Annotated in this window: 16 protein-coding genes; 6 read left to right on the top strand and 10 right to left on the bottom strand. The window is 62.7% G+C overall.

Annotated features, from left to right (window positions below; genetic code table 11):
- Positions 1-13: 13 nt before the first annotated feature.
- From KUW17_RS03300 to KUW17_RS03280, 5 genes are all read right to left on the bottom strand, one after another.
- Positions 14-355: a hypothetical protein gene (locus KUW17_RS03300; protein WP_226428347.1), complete on the bottom strand. Its 342-nt coding sequence runs from the start codon at positions 353-355 to the stop codon at positions 14-16.
- A 97-nt stretch (positions 356-452) separates the two neighbouring features.
- Entirely contained in the window at positions 453-2,024 is a 1,572-nt protein-coding gene (locus KUW17_RS03295; RefSeq protein ID WP_222475880.1) for a choice-of-anchor L domain-containing protein, read from the bottom strand.
- A gap of 221 nt (positions 2,025-2,245) precedes the next feature.
- Complete coding sequence (gene mmsB / locus KUW17_RS03290) at positions 2,246-3,121, bottom strand: 3-hydroxyisobutyrate dehydrogenase (RefSeq protein ID WP_222475879.1); 876 nt, start codon at positions 3,119-3,121, stop codon at positions 2,246-2,248.
- Positions 3,118-4,164 carry an enoyl-CoA hydratase/isomerase family protein gene (locus KUW17_RS03285; RefSeq protein WP_222475878.1) on the bottom strand — a complete coding sequence of 349 codons (1,047 nt, stop codon included), beginning with the start codon at positions 4,162-4,164 and terminating at the stop codon, positions 3,118-3,120. The genes mmsB and KUW17_RS03285 overlap by 4 nt, the downstream gene beginning before the upstream one ends.
- 50 nt (positions 4,165-4,214) lie before the next feature.
- Positions 4,215-5,354, bottom strand: a complete 1,140-nt coding sequence (locus KUW17_RS03280) for an acyl-CoA dehydrogenase family protein (protein WP_222475876.1) — start codon at positions 5,352-5,354, stop codon at positions 4,215-4,217.
- A 236-nt stretch (positions 5,355-5,590) separates the two neighbouring features.
- Between KUW17_RS03280 and KUW17_RS03275 the strand changes: the two genes are divergently transcribed.
- Entirely contained in the window at positions 5,591-7,420 is a 1,830-nt protein-coding gene (locus KUW17_RS03275; RefSeq protein WP_222475874.1) for a hypothetical protein, read from the top strand.
- An 84-nt stretch (positions 7,421-7,504) separates the two neighbouring features.
- On the opposite strand, the gene KUW17_RS03270 is transcribed toward KUW17_RS03275, so the two are convergent.
- From KUW17_RS03270 to KUW17_RS03260, 3 genes are all read right to left on the bottom strand, one after another.
- Complete coding sequence (locus KUW17_RS03270; RefSeq protein ID WP_222475873.1) at positions 7,505-8,107, bottom strand: L,D-transpeptidase; 603 nt, start codon at positions 8,105-8,107, stop codon at positions 7,505-7,507.
- Between the two features lie 148 nt (positions 8,108-8,255).
- Positions 8,256-9,290, bottom strand: a complete 1,035-nt coding sequence (locus KUW17_RS03265) for a fatty acid desaturase (protein WP_222475872.1) — start codon at positions 9,288-9,290, stop codon at positions 8,256-8,258.
- A gap of 462 nt (positions 9,291-9,752) precedes the next feature.
- On the bottom strand, positions 9,753-11,252 hold the full coding sequence (locus KUW17_RS03260) for a CoA-acylating methylmalonate-semialdehyde dehydrogenase (protein ID WP_222475871.1): 1,500 nt from the start codon (positions 11,250-11,252) through the stop codon (positions 9,753-9,755).
- 137 nt (positions 11,253-11,389) lie between these two features.
- Here KUW17_RS03260 and KUW17_RS03255 point away from each other — a divergent pair, with 137 nt between their 5' ends.
- The 3 genes from KUW17_RS03255 (at position 11,390) to coaD (ending at position 13,373) form a co-directional block, all read left to right on the top strand.
- Complete coding sequence (locus KUW17_RS03255; protein ID WP_222475870.1) at positions 11,390-12,286, top strand: LysR family transcriptional regulator; 897 nt, start codon at positions 11,390-11,392, stop codon at positions 12,284-12,286.
- A 55-nt stretch (positions 12,287-12,341) separates the two neighbouring features.
- Complete coding sequence (locus KUW17_RS03250) at positions 12,342-12,776, top strand: CBS domain-containing protein (protein ID WP_222475868.1); 435 nt, start codon at positions 12,342-12,344, stop codon at positions 12,774-12,776.
- A 96-nt stretch (positions 12,777-12,872) separates the two neighbouring features.
- Positions 12,873-13,373, top strand: a complete 501-nt coding sequence (gene coaD / locus KUW17_RS03245; RefSeq protein ID WP_222475866.1) for a pantetheine-phosphate adenylyltransferase — start codon at positions 12,873-12,875, stop codon at positions 13,371-13,373.
- Between the two features lie 158 nt (positions 13,374-13,531).
- On the opposite strand, the gene KUW17_RS03240 is transcribed toward coaD, so the two are convergent.
- Together KUW17_RS03240 and gap are read right to left on the bottom strand one after the other, a co-directional pair.
- Positions 13,532-13,675 carry a hypothetical protein gene (locus KUW17_RS03240; RefSeq protein ID WP_222475863.1) on the bottom strand — a complete coding sequence of 48 codons (144 nt, stop codon included), beginning with the start codon at positions 13,673-13,675 and terminating at the stop codon, positions 13,532-13,534.
- 75 nt (positions 13,676-13,750) lie between these two features.
- Entirely contained in the window at positions 13,751-14,752 is a 1,002-nt protein-coding gene (gap, locus tag KUW17_RS03235) for a type I glyceraldehyde-3-phosphate dehydrogenase (protein WP_222475862.1), read from the bottom strand.
- A 244-nt stretch (positions 14,753-14,996) separates the two neighbouring features.
- On the opposite strand from gap, the gene KUW17_RS03230 reads away from it, so the two are divergent.
- Together KUW17_RS03230 and KUW17_RS03225 are read left to right on the top strand one after the other, a co-directional pair.
- Entirely contained in the window at positions 14,997-15,956 is a 960-nt protein-coding gene (locus KUW17_RS03230; protein WP_222475861.1) for a DUF808 domain-containing protein, read from the top strand.
- Between the two features lie 46 nt (positions 15,957-16,002).
- Complete coding sequence (locus tag KUW17_RS03225) at positions 16,003-16,731, top strand: hypothetical protein (RefSeq protein ID WP_222475860.1); 729 nt, start codon at positions 16,003-16,005, stop codon at positions 16,729-16,731.
- Positions 16,732-16,762 lie beyond the last annotated feature (31 nt).

Genomic DNA, 16,762 nt, shown 5'->3' with positions numbered 1-16,762 from the left:
GCCGCGCAAGGTGTCAGTACGGCAGGTCGCCTGCCGCGCCGATCAGGCGCAACACCTTCTGGGTTTCCCGGTTCACCTGATAGACGTAGCCGCCGGCCTGGACATAGCTGCCGTAGGGGTCGGGTGCCCATTGGCCCGGCTGGCCGATCCAGGTGTAGTCGTCCAGGATGTGATCGCCGCGGCGGTAGAATTTCTTAGTCACGCCGGGCGGCACGCAATGGGAGGCTTTCACCGCCAGCCCCTGGGGGCATTGCAGGCGCGCCTCTTCATTGCCGCCATTGCCCGCAGCCAGCGGAATCGCCAGCGCGCAAGCCGCGGCAAGAACGGTGAACGGAACAAGGTGACGGCGTACCATTTCCAGGGAATCCTTTTTTCGCTGCTCTTCACATAACGGGCTGTACGCCAAATCCAAGAGAGCGGAAAAAGGGTGGCGGCGCGCCGCCAGTTGCGGTTCAGGCAGCGGCAAGAACCCGCGCTTCGAAGCTGCGCAGGGCGCGGCGGGCGGCATTACCGTAGCCGCGGCCGGTTTCGGCGCAAATTTCCGGGAACAATTCGCGGATTTCCGCCTGTGTGCCGGCGTCAAAGCCGGCCGTGGTTTCCGGACCGGGCTGGTAGCTTTCGCTGAGGGCGCCGTCGGCCCAGAGAATCTGGTGGCTGCCGAACAGCAGGTGGAAGTATTCGGCCTCCGCCAGGTCCAGCGCCGGGCGGATGGTCAGGTCATTGACCAGGTCCTTGGCCTTGACCAGCACCTCGTCCTCGCCGAACAGCAGCTCCGCCTGGAAGCCGGAGACCAGCATCCGGTGCTGCGGCGAGACCAGGAGGTCGCGGCTGTTGCCGCAGCTGCCGGCGGCAAAGCGGACCGGGGCGGTGTCCGGGGTACAGACGGTGTGGCGGGAGCCAATCCATTGCAGCACCTGCGGGCCGTTGTCGTAGGTCATCACTTCCATGCCGGGGCGCAGGTCCTCGACCGCGACTTCGCCGCCGGGCACCCGGATCATCGTGCCGCGCAGGAAACAGGGCACGGTCTGGGTGATTTCCACCAGACCGGTGTCGGAGTTCCCCTCTCCGTTGTCTGCGGTGTAGTTGAAGTAGACGGTTTCCAAGTCGCCGTCGGTGACAACGGTCAGGGTGCCGTCGGCGTTCAGGGTGATCTGCTGGCCTGTTGTCAGCGTGACGGTATCGCCGGCCGAAACGGCCTGGTCGTTGATGTGGGTGATGGTCAGCGTGCCGGCGGTGGTGCTGTCATTTTCAAGGACATCAATCACCCGGGTCTTGTTTACGGCGATGTCTTCCTGGTCGTCCTGGGCGACGACCGCGGTTTGAACAGACCCGCCGGCGATCAGCAGGTTGCTGTCATAGCTGCTGTCAGCAGTATCTGCGATACCGATCTTGAGGGTATTGACCTCGCCCGCGTTCACCGGGGCGACAAAGGTCAGGGTGATGGTGAAGCCATCCATCTCCGTGTTGTACTGGTCGCCAGTATTGTCCACGTAGATGTTTTCGGTGCCGTCATTGATGTTGCCGATCGAGGCTGTGCCGTCGCCGATCGACACCTGAGCTTCGACCCCGTTCACCCAGACACCGACCACGTCGTTGTACTGGGAGTTGGCGAATTCGGGGTATTCCTCGGACGACAGCACGAAGTCGATGGTCATGGTGTCGCCATCGGGGATGAACTCGATTTCGAGGAACGAGGCGTCGTAGGTGTTAGCGCCTGCCAGCGCGTCGAAATCGGTGTCCCGGTTCACACCGCTTGTATTGGTGCTGGTGTTTCCGCGGACATTGGTATTGGAGGATCCGTCGCTGTTGGTGAAATCGCGGGCGTATCCGGTCGACAGGATGACGCCTGAATCCGCGGGCGCCACGCCGGGAGTGGTGGTGTCGGCACCGGTGTAGATGCCGGAGGACAGGTTGTCGCCGCTATAGGTCGCGCTGGTGACGGTGAGGCCATCGCCAAAGATCTCCTCCGCCATCTGGGTGGCGGTGGCGGTGGTGTCGATGCTGAGTTCGGTTGCGGTGGCCATTCCGGCAGCCCTGAGAGTATTTATTAAAATGTTATCGTTCGCCCTATCAAATGGCCCTGAACCTTGACGGAAGTGTGGCGGGCAGGCGCCAAAATCCGGGAGATTGGCGCAGGCTTCACGGTATTCTTCTGAAAGGGCCGCAAATGCAAAACAACCGGCCCCTTTCAGGGCCGGTTGTTTGGTGTCAGGTGTGTCTGGCCTCAACGGCGCAGAGGCGCCTGTCAGCCTTCGCGGCTGCGTTTTTCGAAACGGGGCAGCATGGCAGAGAAATCCATGCCCTTGCCGTCTTCCTCCTCGACGAACTTCTTATAAAGCGCCATTGCCAGTTCGCCCATCGGGGTGTCTGCATCGGCGCTCTCGGCCGCCTGCTGGCTGAGGCCCAGGTCCTTGAGCATCAGCTCCGCCGCAAAGCCGGGCTGGTAGTTGTTGTCGGCGGGCGACTGCGGGCCGACGCCGGGGGCCGGGCAATAGGCGTTCATGGTCCAGCTGTAGCCGGAGGAGGTGGAGACCACGTCGAACATCTTCTGCCGGTCCAGGCCCAGCTTGTCAGCCAGGGCAAAGGCCTCGCAGGTGGCAATCATGGTGACGCCGAGGATCATGTTGTTGCAGATCTTGGCGGCCTGGCCGGCGCCGGCTTCGCCGCAATGCACGGCCTTCTGACCCATGATATCAAACAGCGGTTCCGCTGCGGCAAACGCCTCTGCCGAGCCTCCGGCCATGAAGGTGAGCGTGCCGCCGGCAGCGCCGCCGATGCCGCCGGAGACCGGCGCGTCGACGGAGAGGAGGCCTGCGGCCTCGGCCTGTTCCGCGACCGCGCGGGCGGAGTCCACATCGACAGTGGAGCAGTCGATCAGCGCGGCGCCCTTGGCCATGGCTGGGATCACTTCTGCCGCGACAAGGCGCAGGATGGCGCCGTTGGGCAGCATGGTGATCACCGCATCGGCGCCTGCCGCGGCTTCCGCGCCGGAGGCCGCCATCTTGACCCCTTCGATGCTGACATCAGCCATGTCGAAGCCGGTGACGTCATGGCCGGCCTTGGCCAGGTTGGCGGCCATCGGCCCGCCCATGTTGCCCAGCCCGATAAATCCGATCTTCATGCGAGTTCCTCCTCAAATGTCAGCGCATCGGCGCCGAGCGGCGCCAGCAAGTCGTCAACCGCCTGTGCCGGCACCGGCTGGCCTGCATATTGCCATTGCGGATTGCGGTCCTTGTCAATGATCTGGGCCCGGATGCCCTCCAGGAAATCGCTCTTTTCCATGGCCCGGAAGGTGTAGCGGTATTCCAGGTCCAGCGCCCGGCGGATGGCGGGGCCATCGGCGCGCAGGCGGCGCAGCATCTCCAGCGTGCAAGCCATTGACAACGGCGAGTTGCGCTTCAGCGATTTTAGCGCAGCCGCGGCAAATTCGCTGTCATCCGCTTCAAGCCCTGCAAGGATGTCTTCCAGGCTGTCCTTGCCGAAATGCCTGGCAGTGTCTTCGCGGACCGTGCGCAGCTTGCCTTCCGGCGCGGGATTGGCGGCGTCCTCCACCAGCTTCGCGCTGCCGGTCTCCTCCAGCGCGGCGATCAGCGCGGGCCAGCCCTCCTGCGGGATGAAATAATCGGCAAAGCCTGCAAGGATGGCATCGTCGGCCCCCATCCGCGCCGCCGTCATGCCGAGGTATTCGCCCAGGTGATCCGGCGCCAGCGCCAGCATCAGCGAGCCGCCCACATCCGGCACCAGTCCGATGCCGACTTCCGGCATGGCGATCTGGCTGCTTTCGCCGACCACCCGGTGGGTTCCGTGGCAGCCGATTCCGACGCCGCCGCCCATGGTGAAGCCCTGCATGAAGCTGATCACCGGCTTCTTGTATTCGAAGATCCGCGCGTTCAGCCGGTATTCATCGCGCCAGAAAGTGCGGCCATAGGAATAGTCGCCCTTGGTGCCGGTGTCATAGAGCTCGGCAATGTCGCCGCCCGCGCAAAAGGCCTTGTCGCCCTCGGCGTCAATCACCACCAGCTTGACGGTGTCATCGCCGGCCCATTCGCGCATGGCGGCGTCGATCGCCATGCACATGCCGTAGCTCATCGCGTTCAGCGCCTTGGGGCGGGTGAAGGTGATGCGGCCGGCGTGGCCGGACTTGCGGATATGGATATCACTCATCGGGCGTGCTCCATCAGTATTTGCGCCGCGTGCAGTCTGCCGATTGCAGATTACTCCGCAATCAGCTGGCGCGCGACAATCAGGCGCATGATCTCGTTGGTGCCTTCCAGGATCTGGTGCACCCGAAGGTCGCGCACGATCTTCTCGACGCCGTAGTCGGCCAGGTAGCCGTAGCCGCCGTGCAGCTGCAGGCAGCCGTTGGCCACATCAAAGGCGGTATCGGTGACCATCAGCTTGGCCATGGCGCAGAACTTGGTGGCGTCATGGGCGCCGGTATCCAGCTTCCACGCGGCCTGGCGCAGGAAGGTGCGGGCGGCCTGCAGGCGGGTTTCATATTCCGCCAGCCGGAACTGCAGCGCCTGGAACTGGTTGATGGATTTGCCGAAGGCCTTGCGCTCGGACATGTACTGGACGGTCTGGTTCAGCGCCGCCTGGGCGCCGCCAAGCGCACCTGCGGAGATGTTCAGGCGGCCGCCGTCGAGGCCCGCCATTGCGTAGGAAAAGCCCTTGCCCTCCTCGCCGATCAGGTTGTCCGCGGGGATCGCGCAGTCGTCGAACTGCACCTGCGAGGTGGGCTGCGCCTTCCAGCCCATCTTGTCCTCCAGCGCGCCGAAGGAGAGGCCCGGATTGCCGTCCTCGACCACCACGGTGGAGATGCCTTTGGGGCCATCCTCGCCGGTGCGGCACATCACGACATAGGCGTCGGAGTAGGAGCCGCCGGAGATGAACGCCTTGGTGCCGTTCAGGATGTAGCCCTCATTGCTGCGCTCGGCGCGGGTTTTCAGCGCCGCGGCGTCGGAGCCGGAGCCGGGTTCGGTGAGGCAGTAGGAGAAGATCTTCTCCATGGTGCAAAGCGCGGGCAGCCATTTCTGCTTGGTCTCCTCGGAGCCGAACTTGTCGATCATGCCGCCGCACATGTTGTGGATCGACAGGAAGGAGCCTATCGCAGGATCGGCCATCGCCAGCGCTTCGAACACCAGGGTGGCGTCCAGGCGCGTGAGGCCGGAGCCGCCGTATTCCTCGGACACGTAAAGCCCGCCAAAGCCGAGCTCTGCCAGCTGCGGCCACAGGGATTTGGGGATGGTGCCTGCCTTTTCCCATTCGCGGGAATGCGGTGCGATGTTTTCCTGGCCGAATGCATGGGCCATGTCGAAAATGGCCTGCTGTTCCTCTGTCAGTGCGAAATCCATGCGCAGCTCCTCCCGTCGCTCAGATGAATTGAACAGTTGTTTATTTAATAGCGGCCGGCGGACGCTGAGGCAAGCTGCGCAAATGCAAAGCCGCCGTGCAGCAATGCCGCGCCGGATGCCGGGCCAGCGCGGCAGCGGGGTGAGGGAAATCTTAAGAAAATTCGCCGAGTGTCGGGGGCAAAGACCCAATTCGCAGGCAAAGCCTGGCGGAAGCATTCCACAAAGGAGCTGTTCACGTGTCCAGAACAGGCGCACAACATTTCTTGGCCCAGGGCGGCGGCGCCCCCAAAGGCATCGTCTCCAGCAATTTCGAAGCCCCCGATCCGGCAAGCCCGCACGCGAGGGTCTCGCTGGATATGCAGCCGGGGCAGTCGGGCATTTCCCAAGATGACGCGGCCGGGCAGGTTAAGCGGTTGATTGCCGAGGCGCGCAAGCTGATCATCGGCCGCGAACTGCAGGCCGCGGTGCCGCTGGTGCAGCAGGCCATTCAGATCGAGCCTCGGAACGCTGAACTGCATTTCATGCTGGGCGAAACGCTTGAGTTGATGATGCGGCCAGAAATGGCTATCCTGTCCCATTTGGAAGCCCTGAAGCTCGACCCTGGCAACGCCCAGTACCAGTGCAACATCGGGACCTACCTGATGCGGCTGAACCGGGAGCAGGAGGCGATCGGTTTTTTTGAGCTGGCTGCCCAGACGGATCCGAAAAATGCCATCGCGCTGGTTCGGATGATCTTCCTGAAGCTCCGGCACGCGGACTGGTCTGCCTTCAAGAACCTCAGCAAGACCCTGAAGGTCATCAAGAATTCAGCGAGCAACGTGGACCCGTTTGCGATGCTGCCCGTTACCGATGACCCTGCGTTTCAGAAAAGCTGCTCGGTAAAGGTTGCAAGAGCGGCAAAAGCCTCTCTTCAAGAGGAGGCTTTTGTCCGGCCCCAGAGGCAGCCCGGTAAAATCAGGCTCGGCTACTTTTCCAGCGATTTCCACGATCACGCGACCATGTTCCTGATCGGCCGCCTGTTCGAGCTGCACGACCGCGGCCGGTTCGAGGTGATCCTGTACGACTACGGCAAGGCGACCCACGAGGCAGGCCGCCTGCGGGCGGAGCGAGCTGCCGATGTTTACCGCCATGTTGCGGACAAGACTTATGCCGAAATCGTCGAGACCGCCCGCGCCGACGAACTGGATATCGCCATCGACCTGAAGGGCTACACCAGGGGCAACAAGGTCAATGTGTTCCAGTCCCGGCTGGCGCCGGTGCAGGTTGCCTATCTTGGCTATCCCGGAACAACCGGGATCCAGGCAATGGATTACATGGTGGCCGATCAGGTCACCATTCCGGCCAATCTGAGGAAGCACTACACCGAGAAGATCATCTATATGCCTGACTGCTACCAGGTGAATGACAACACCCGTCAGGCAGCCAGCCATGTTCCGTCGCGCGCCGAACTCGGCTTGCCGGAGGATGCATTTGTCTTTTGCTCTTTCAACGGGCCATACAAGGTGTCTCCGGCGGAATTCGATATCTGGATGAACCTGCTGCACAGCGTGCCGGGCAGCGTGCTGTGGTTCTATGCCAACCAGGAGACTGTGCGCACGGCCATCGCCAAGGAAGCAGAGCAGCGCGGTATCGCGGCGGAACGGATCGTGTTTGCCGGTACGCTTCCGCAGGCAGAGCATCTGGCGCGGTTGCGCCACGCCGATCTCTTCCTCGACACGTTCAATGTCAACGCCCATACCACCGCCAGCGACGCCCTGTGGGCAGGGGTGCCGGTGGTCACGAAAGCAGGCAAGCAGTTTGCCGCCCGGGTTGCGGCCAGCCTGCTGCATGCCGTGGGCCTGGATGACCTGGCAGCCGCGACGCCGCAACAGTACGAGGCGCTCGCCCTGAAGCTGGCCCGCGATCCGGCCTATCTGGCAGAGGTGAAAGCCCGCCTGAAGGACGGCATCCAGTCCGGCCCGCTCTATGACACCGAAAGCTTCACCCGCAGCTTCGAGGCGCTGATGGAAAAAGCCCTTGAGCGCTCTGAGGCAGGACTGAAGCCGGACCACATCAGCCTGGCGTAAGGCCAGCGGGAACAGCAAAAGGGCGCGGCATCCGCCGCGCCCTATGCCGTTTGCAGTGGGATCGAACCGGCTGGCAGGCCGCGGTTACAGCAGCCGCACCTGGGTGCCGATCTGCACCAGCTCATACAGTTCCTCGACGTGCTGGTTGTACAGGCCGATGCAGCCTGAGGAGCTTTGGCGGCCGATCTTGCGGGTGTCATGGGTGCCGTGCACCAGATAGGCAGGCCAGTCCAGATACATCGCGCGGGTGCCCAGCGGGTTGTTCGGCACGCCGCCTTCAATTGTCACCGGCAGCGTCGGGTCGCGCTCGCGCATGGAGGCGGTCGGCGTCCAGCTGGGGTTTTCTTTCTTGCGTACGACCTCGGTGTAGCCGCGCTTGGTCAGATCCTCGGTCATCGGCACCGAAGACGGGAACAGCCGGTAGGTTTCGCCGTCCGGTCCCCAGTAATGCAGCGCGCGGGAGCTGATGTCGGCCAGCAGGCAGCCGACGCCCAGGGTCTCGAAATGGTCCTGCCAGTTCTGCTGGGTGAAGGCGGACAGGTTGCGCTGAACCGGCACCTCGTCGCGGATGGCGGGTTCGTTCTGCGGGAAGGCGTCGGTGGACTGCGCACGCAGGAGGGCCGGGGTGGCCAGCGTGGCGCCAAGGCCCATCAGGGTTGCGCGGCGGGTGATGCGGAGTTTGGTCATGTTGCCTCTACCGTGCTGCTCGAAAACTCCGCCGCAAGATAATCATCGCTGCGGGTTTTCCTAGGGGCGGCATAGCGGAATTTCACCGCCTCACAAGCTTGTGTTGCGCCGGGCGGCGGAACACCGCCGCCCCGGCATCAATCGCGTATCAGGCCGGCAGGTTGCGGGCCTGGGCAAAGGACAAAAGACGCTTGCTGTCCTCGTCCCACAGGTGCAGGCGGGCATTGGCCAGGCTTTCGCGGATGGTCATCCTGTTGCCCTCGGCCAGCTCGGAATGGTCGCGCAGCACCTCGGGCAGCCGGTAAAAGGGGATGCGGCTGTAGAGGTGGTGCACATGGTGGATGCCGATATTGGCGCTGAGCCATTGCAGCACCGGCGGCAGCACGTAGTGCGAGCTGCCGTGCAGAGCGGCGTCATGCAGCTGCCATTCGCTGTCCTGCTGCCACTGGGTGTTCTCAAACTGGTGCTGGACATAGAACAGCCACAGGCCCGCGGTGGCGGCGATCAGCGTGGCAGGCAGGAAAATCAGCAGCAAAGGCATCAGCCCGCCGAAATACCAGATCAGCCCCAGCGCCGCGAGGATCGAGGCATTGGTGCCCATGGCGCTGACCCAGTAACGCATCTGCCCGGTCAAACCGTAGGGGATGCGGTTCTGCAGAAAGAACAGGTAGCCGGGGCCGATGCCGAACAAGGTGACAGGGTGGCGGTAGAGCCGGTACATCAGACGGCCCCAGCGGCTTTCGGCGCGGTATTCGGCCACGGTCATCGTGTGGATGTCGCCCATGCCGCGCTTTCCGAGGTTGCCGTGGGTGCTGTGGTGGATCGAATGGGTGCGGCGCCAGACGTCATAGGGGGTCAGGGTGAGCACCCCGATGATGCGGCCCACCCAGTCGCTGACATGGCGGTTGTTGAAGAAGGATCCGTGGCCGCAATCGTGCTGGATGGTGAACAGGCGCAACAGGAAGGCGGCGATCAGCACCGAAATGGCCAGCGTCAGCCAGTAGCTGACCGACAGCGACCACCAGGCCAGCGCCCAGAGCAGCAGGAACGGCACAACAGTCACCGCCAGCTCAAAGCTGCTGCGCAGGGGGCTGGGATCGCGGTATTGGGCCAGGATCTTGACCCAGTCGCGCGCGGGTCGTGCCGCCGCCAGCGGCTGGTTCGGTTCGGAAGTCTTGCTCATGCGCCTGCCGTTTGTCTGTCTGTTGCAGACCGGATAGACGAGTTACGCCGCGGAACAAGCAAAAACCGGCCTCCACCGCCGCTTTTCCGGCAAAAATCCAGTGCCATTGCAGGATCGCCATCATTCCCGCTCCTTTTGCGCCGACGCCCTGCGGAAATGGCCGCAGGGCGGCATTGTGGTCCCGGGTCTGCCTGGCGGCTGCGAGTCATAAGATGCTGGCGTTCCCTGATGCCAGGAACCTGAAGTTGGCCTTCCCGGCGGCCCCAACGGCAATCCGGTCAATCCGAAGCTGCCGGTTGCGGCGCTGTACCGGCAGTTCGAACGACGCATGAATCACCCGGAAAGTCGTCGGATCTGGCTGGACAGCCTGCTAGCGGCGGTGCTGCCGACCGAACAGCGAACGGCAGGAAATGAAAAAGGCCCCGGGATACCCGGGGCCTTTTCCTGATAAGGAGCAGGAGGTTAGTCCATTGCCTTGAAGTTGAACTCGCCACCTTCCTTGATGCCCGAGGGCCAGCGGGAGGTCACGGTCTTGGTGCGGGTGTAGAACTTGAAGCTGTCCGGGCCGTGCTGGTTCAGGTCGCCGAACATCGACTTCTTCCAGCCGCCGAAGGTGTGGTAGGCCAGCGGCACCGGGATCGGCACGTTGATGCCCACCATGCCGATGTTGACACGGGATGCGAAGTCGCGCGCGGTGTCGCCGTCACGGGTGAAGATCGCGGTGCCGTTGCCGTACTCGTGATCCATCGCCAGCTTCAGGGCTTCCTCGTAAGTGCCTGCGCGCACAGTGGAAAGCACCGGGCCGAAGATCTCCTGCTTGTAGATGTCCATGTCGGGGGTAACATGGTCGAACAGGTGGGCACCGACAAAGAAGCCGTCCTCGTAGCCCTGCAGTTTGAAGTCGCGGTTGTCGACCACCAGCTTGGCGCCCTGGTCGACGCCGGACTGGATCAGGCCCAGGATGCGCTCCTTGGCGGCCGCGGTCACAACCGGGCCCAGGTCCACGTCATCGCCGGCGGTGTAGGGGCCGACTTTCAGGGTTTCGATGCGCGGGATCAGCTTCTCGATCAGCTTGTCGGCGGTTTCCTCACCGACCGGCACCGCAACCGAGATCGCCATGCAGCGTTCGCCGGCCGCGCCGAAACCTGCACCGACCAGCGCGTCAGCGGCCTGGTCCAGATCGGCGTCGGGCATGATGATCATGTGGTTCTTGGCGCCGCCGAAGCACTGGGCGCGCTTGCCGTTGGCGGTGGCGCGGGAATAGATGTACTGCGCAATCGGAGTGGAGCCGACGAAGGACACGCCCTGGATGATTTCGCTGTCCAGGATGGTGTCGACGGCTTCCTTGTCGCCGTTCACGACCTGGAACACGCCTTCGGGCAGGCCTGCCTCGATGAACAGCTCGGCCAGCATCAGCGGCACGGAGGGGTCCCGCTCGGAGGGCTTCAGCACCACGGCGTTGCCGCAGGCCAGCGCCGGGCCGACGTGCCACAGCGGCATCATGGCGGGGAAGTTGAACGGCATGATCGAGCCGACAACACCCAGCGGCTGGCGCATGGAGTACATGTCGATGCCGGGGCCTGCGCTGTCGGTGAATTCACCCTTCAGCATCTGCGGCGCGCCGACGCAGTATTCGATCACTTCCAGGCCGCGCTGCAGGTCGCCCTTGGCGTCCGGGATGGTCTTGCCGTGCTCGCGGCTCAGCGCCTCGGCCAGCTTGTCCATGTCGCGGTTCATCAGGCCAACCATCGCCATCATCACGCGGGCGCGCTTCTGCGGGTTGGTGGCGCCCCATGCGGGCTGCGCCGCGGCGGCCTTTTCGATCGCATCGGTGGTCTCGGCAGCGCTGGCCATCGGGCACTGGTACTGCACTTCGCCGGTTGCGGGGTTGAAAACATCGTCAAAGCGGCCCGAGGTGCCGGAAACCAGTTTGCCGTTGATAAAGTGGCCGAGTTCTTTCATCGGATCCTCCTCTGTTCATCTTGCCCTTATCGTAGGCTTGCAAAAAACGTCGGAAAAGAGGAAACATTTCAAAGAGGCTTTGCAGGAACGCAAAAGGTTAATGTTGCGTTCGCAGGAAAACGGAGGACCCGGGGCCAATGGATCCGCAGTGGGATGATATGAAAGTGTTTTTGGCGGTGGCCCGGGAGGCGAGCCTGTCCGGCGCCGGCCGCATTCTCAAGATGGATCCTGCAACCGTCGGTCGCCGTATTGCCCGGTTCGAGGCGGCGCTGGAGACGCCGCTGTTCGTGAAATCGCCGCAGGGCTATGCGCTGAGCGCGGCCGGCGACCGGCTGCTGGTGCATGCCGAGGCGGCTGAACAGGCGATGCGGGCAGGGACCGAGGCACTGAGCGGCCCCAGCGACACTATGTCCGGGCAGATCCGCATCGGCGCCCCGGACGGCAGCGCCAACTACATATTGCCGCAGGTCTGTGCCCAGATCGCCGAGGAGAACCCGGATCTGGACATCCAGATCGTGGCGCTGCCGCGGGTGATCAACCTCAGCCGCCGCGAAGCGGATATGGCGGTCACGGTCAGTGCGCCGACCGCGGGCAAACTGCTGGTGCAAAAGATCTGCGACTATAAGCTGCACCTTGTCGCTTCGCGCCATTACCTGAAGGAGCATCCGGAGATCGAGACGCTGGAGGACCTTAAGGGCCACAAGATGATCGGCTATATTCCCGACATGATTTTCGACAAGGAGCTGGATTACCTGAACGATATCGGCGTCGAGCGCGTGGCGCTGGCGTCCAACTCCGTTTCGGTGCAGATCAAGATGGCAGCACAGGGCACCGCGATCTGCGTGGCGCATGATTTCAGCCTGCCGGCCCACCGGATGCTGCGCAAGATCCTGACCGACAAAGTCAGCCTGACGCGCAGTTTCCACCTGGTGCGGCATCAGGGCGACCAGCGCAGCGAGCGGCTGAACCGCTTTGCCCAGGCGCTGTCCAAGGGCATCCGCGACGAGGTGGCCCGGCTGGAAGCCTTGACTTAAAGCTGCGTTGCGGCAAACCTTGCTGTAACGCAATAAAATTTCGGAGGTTTGCTGTATGCTTGTTCAGGTCATTTTGAAGTCCAAGGCCAGCTCCGGTGTGGTGACAGTCAAGCCGGATGCAAGCGTGGCCGAGGCGGCAAAAGTGATGTCGGACAACCGTTTTGGCACCGTGGTTATTTCCGCAGATGGCGAAACGCCGGATGGCATCCTGTCAGAGCGCGACATTGTAAGGGAATTGTCGAAGGAAGGGGCCACCTGCCTGGATCAGCCGGTCAGCAGTTACATGACGCGGAAACTGGTCACCTGCACCAACCAGTCCAATGTCGGCGAGGTTCTGAAGCAAATGACAGACGGGCGCTTCCGCCACATGCCGGTGGTCGAAGACGGCAAGCTGGTCGGGATCGTGACGCTGGGCGACGCGGTGAAGGCGCAGCTGGCGCAGGTGGCGATGGAGAAAGACGCGCTGCAAGACATGATCATGGGGCACTGAGCCGCAGGCGCGGCGTCCGTATTTCTGCCCCCTTGCATTGGCGGCAGCAAATATGTTTGCGTGTGCAGAAATTTCTGACAAGGCAGGAGGCCGCCCATGCGCGTGGGTCTGTATCCCGGCACCTTCGACCCGATCACAATCGGGCACATCGACATCATCCGCCGCGCCAGCGCGCTGGTGGACAAGCTGGTCATCGGCGTGGCGATCAACCGTGACAAGGGGCCGCTGTTCGGCCTCGAGGAGCGGGTGGCGATGATCGAAGCGGAATGCGCCAAGCTGAGCGATGAGACCGGCACTGAAATCGTGGCGCATCCGTTCGAAAACCTGTTGATCGACTGCGCCCATGATGTCGGCGCCCAGATCATCGTGCGCGGCCTGCGGGCGGTGGCCGATTTCGAGTATGAATTCCAGATGGTCGGCATGAACCGGGCCCTGGACAGCTCGGTCGAGACGGTGTTCCTGATGGCCGAGGCGCGGCATCAGGCGATTGCCTCCAAGCTGGTCAAGGAAATCGCCCGGCTGGACGGCGACGTGTCGAAATTCGTGACGCCGCTGGTAAAGGACAAGCTGCTGCACCGGCTGGGCAAGTCCGGCTGACACCGGCCCGCGCACTGACGGACACAGGCAAAGCCGGGCTGACGCCCGGCTTTGTGCTTTCGGCGGCGCGCTGCGCGCGCAGACGGCGGCTGGCGCCGCCGGAAAATTTCAGAGAAGGGGCCAGGAGCGCGCCGAAGCGGCGGCCGGGGAAGGGCGGGTCAGCGCCAGAACGCCAGCCAGTCGATCAGGGCAAAGAGTTTCTTGCCAAGGAAAATCATGTGGCGGTCGCCCGCCAGGGCAATGTCGATGATAGCTGCGGCAATCAGGAACAGTCCCAAATAGAGTGCAATCCGGTTGGTCATGAAAGCTCCGCCGCAAAGGAAAACGCCCGCCCAGATAACCTGAGCGGGCGTGAATTCTCAAGGGGATGAGGGCGTTTAGCCCAGCTTGCCCATGGCCACGGCCACATCGGCCATGCGCACCGAGAAGCCCCATTCGTTGTCGTACCAGGCCAGCACGCGCACCATGCGGTCCTCGACCACGCGGGTCTGGTCCGGCGCGAAGATGGAGCTTTCCGGGGTGTGGTTGAAATCGGTGGAGACCAGCGGCGCCGGCTCATAGCCCAGTACGCCCTTCATCGGGCCTTCGGCGGCTTCCTTGACGGCGGCGTTGACTTGCTCGGCGGTCACGTCGCGGCCGGCGCGGAAGGTCAGGTCCACGGCGGAGACATTCGGGGTCGGCACGCGGATGGCGGAGCCGTCCAGGCGGCCTTTCAGGTTCGGCAGCACTTCGCCCAGGGCCTTGGCGGCGCCGGTCGAGGTCGGGATCATCGACATAGCGGCAGCGCGGGCGCGGTACAGGTCCTTGTGGCGGCGGTCCAGGGTCGGCTGGTCGCCGGTGTAGGCGTGGATGGTGGTCATGATGCCGTGCTCGATGCCGAACGCCTCGTCCAGCACCTTGGCCAGCGGCGCCAGGCAGTTAGTGGTGCAGGAGCCGTTGGAGATCATCTTGTCGCCGGCTTCCAGCTGGTCGTCGTTGACGCCGAACACGATGGTCTTGTCGACGTTCTTGCCGGGAGCGGACAGCAGCACCTTCTTGGCGCCGCGCTCCAGGTGCGCCTTGGCCTTCTCGCCGTCGTTGAACTTGCCGGTGCATTCCAGAACCACGTCGCAGCCCGACCAGTCCAGCTCGTTCATGTCGTAGGTGGAGAACATCTGCATGTCGCCGCGGCCCAGGTTCATGGTGCCGTCGCCGATGGTCACTTCACCCGGGAAACGGCCATGCACGGAGTCGTACTTGATCAGATGCGCCGCGGTTTCCAGCGGGCCGGTGGCGTTCACCTTGATCACTTCGATGTCGTCGCGGCCCGAGGCGGCGATGTGCGACAGGGTGCAGCGGCCGATGCGGCCAAAACCGTTGATCCCGACTTTGATGGTCATGAGTACGTCTCCAAGCGAGCAAAACCTTTGGCCGCCATATAGACCGGAGGCCCTGTGGTCTAAAGGGGTAAAAGCGTCATTAAATGAAACTGTTAGCGCAAAAAGCGCATGGTGGCGGTAACGGTTTCAGCCGGTGGCGGTAACGGAAATCCGCGCCTCCGGCGCGGTGGCGCTAACGCTTGTGCTGCGGCGCGGAAGCGGGCAGATTGCCACTCAGACGCGAACAGGGATTGAGGAAATTGGCATGAGCGGATTGCTGGCGCTGCTGGATGACGTGGCCGGAATTGCCAAGGTGGCGGCTGCTTCGGTCGATGACGTGGCGGCGGCGGCGGGCAAGGCCGGCGCCAAGACGGCAGGCGTGATCATCGATGATGCGGCAGTGACGCCCAAGTACCTGCAGGGGTTCGCACCTGCCCGCGAGCTGCCGATCATCTGGCGCATCACCCGCGGATCGCTGTTCAACAAGCTGATCCTCTTGATGCCGGTGGCGATGCTGCTGGCAAATTTCGCCCCTTGGCTTATCACCCCGCTGCTGATGCTGGGCGGCGGGTATCTGTGTTTTGAGGGCGCGGAGAAGGTCTTTCACGTGCTGTTCCCCAACGCCAGCCACGCCATCGACGAGGACATGAGCATCAAGGACCCCGGCCACCTGGAGGAGCAGAAGGTCAGGGGTGCGATCAAGACCGATTTCATCCTGTCGGCGGAGATCATGACCATCGCGCTTGCCGCCATCGAGGCGCCGACGGTGTGGATGCAGGCAGCGACCCTGGCGGTGGTGGCGATCGGCGTCACACTGGCGGTCTACGGCTCTGTCGCGCTGATCGTGAAGATGGACGATGTAGGGCTGTACCTGGCGCAGAACGCGCCGACACCGGTTGGGCGCGGGCTGGGGCGCGGGCTGGTCAAGTTCATGCCGGTGCTGATGAAGATCCTTTCGGTGGTTGGTACCGCAGCGATGTTGTGGGTGGGCGGCTCCATCATCGTCCACGGGCTGGAGGTGCTGGGCTTTGGCTGGCTGGGTCATCTGATCCACGACTGGGCCTATGCCGTCGGCCACGCGGTGCCTGAGGGCTGGACCGGCTTTGCCGAGTGGACCGCCAAGGCGGCGATGGACGGCGTGTTCGGCGTCGCGCTGGGGCTGCTGCTGATCCCGCTGGCGACCAAGGTTGTGGGGCCGGCGATTGCGGCGGCTTCGAGACGATAAGATATTGAAATAAATATTTTTTCTTATTTGCGCAGGCGGAAAGAAAATGGATTGGGAATTGTTGGATCCAAACGGACAACGGCTTTGCCGACTGCTTGTCGATCATTTGCTTTTTGACAACTTTGATCTCTACTCTCCAGAAACCTTGCGTGAAGGTGGCTTATACACAGGAACGCTCGTCGCAGGCACAAGGGATGCATGTCATGCGCTGCAAGAGGTTGGGATACTGGAAAGCAGAAAGCCCTACTACTATGTGCCCGCAATCAATGAAGAGGAATTCGAGACCTGGCTGGACAGAAAAGCATTCAGTGAGGTTGAGAGAGACTGGTTGTTGCGGGGAGCGTGTAATCTTTGGAAGTGGTATTATTCTAAGGATGTAACGTATGCTTCATCCCCTCTTGATTTAAGTGCGGACTTTTACAGTGCGCTCCACGCAAATGGTTTCGTGCAGGGTCGTTGGAAGTCATCTTCCTGGACCGTAAAGGCACTTCCATGGCTGATCGAATCCGGCTTAGCAGATTACAAATCTGCTCCTGGGGACGATCTGTCGGAAGGCTCATTATTGTTGTCGGCCATGCCTGGGACCACTGTGCTCGCGTATACGCAGATGGCGAAATCATATCCACGACGTGCGTTTTCACTCCTTTGTGCAAACTGGGATGGAGCGGAGTGGACGGATAAGGGGAATTCCCTCATTCTTCCACGGGAAAGCTGGCTGATGGGAGCGGCCAAGTCTGTGGTTGACACGCTCCGAACGTCCAAAGAGCCACTGTGAGTGCAAGATGCAAAGCATGCCTGTTTTGAGG

This window comes from Leisingera aquaemixtae (assembly GCF_019801145.1).
Taxonomy (GTDB): domain Bacteria; phylum Pseudomonadota; class Alphaproteobacteria; order Rhodobacterales; family Rhodobacteraceae; genus Leisingera; species Leisingera aquaemixtae_A.
The sequence above is the reverse complement of the archived record's forward strand: the minus strand, read 5'-3'. Positions and strand labels throughout refer to the sequence as shown.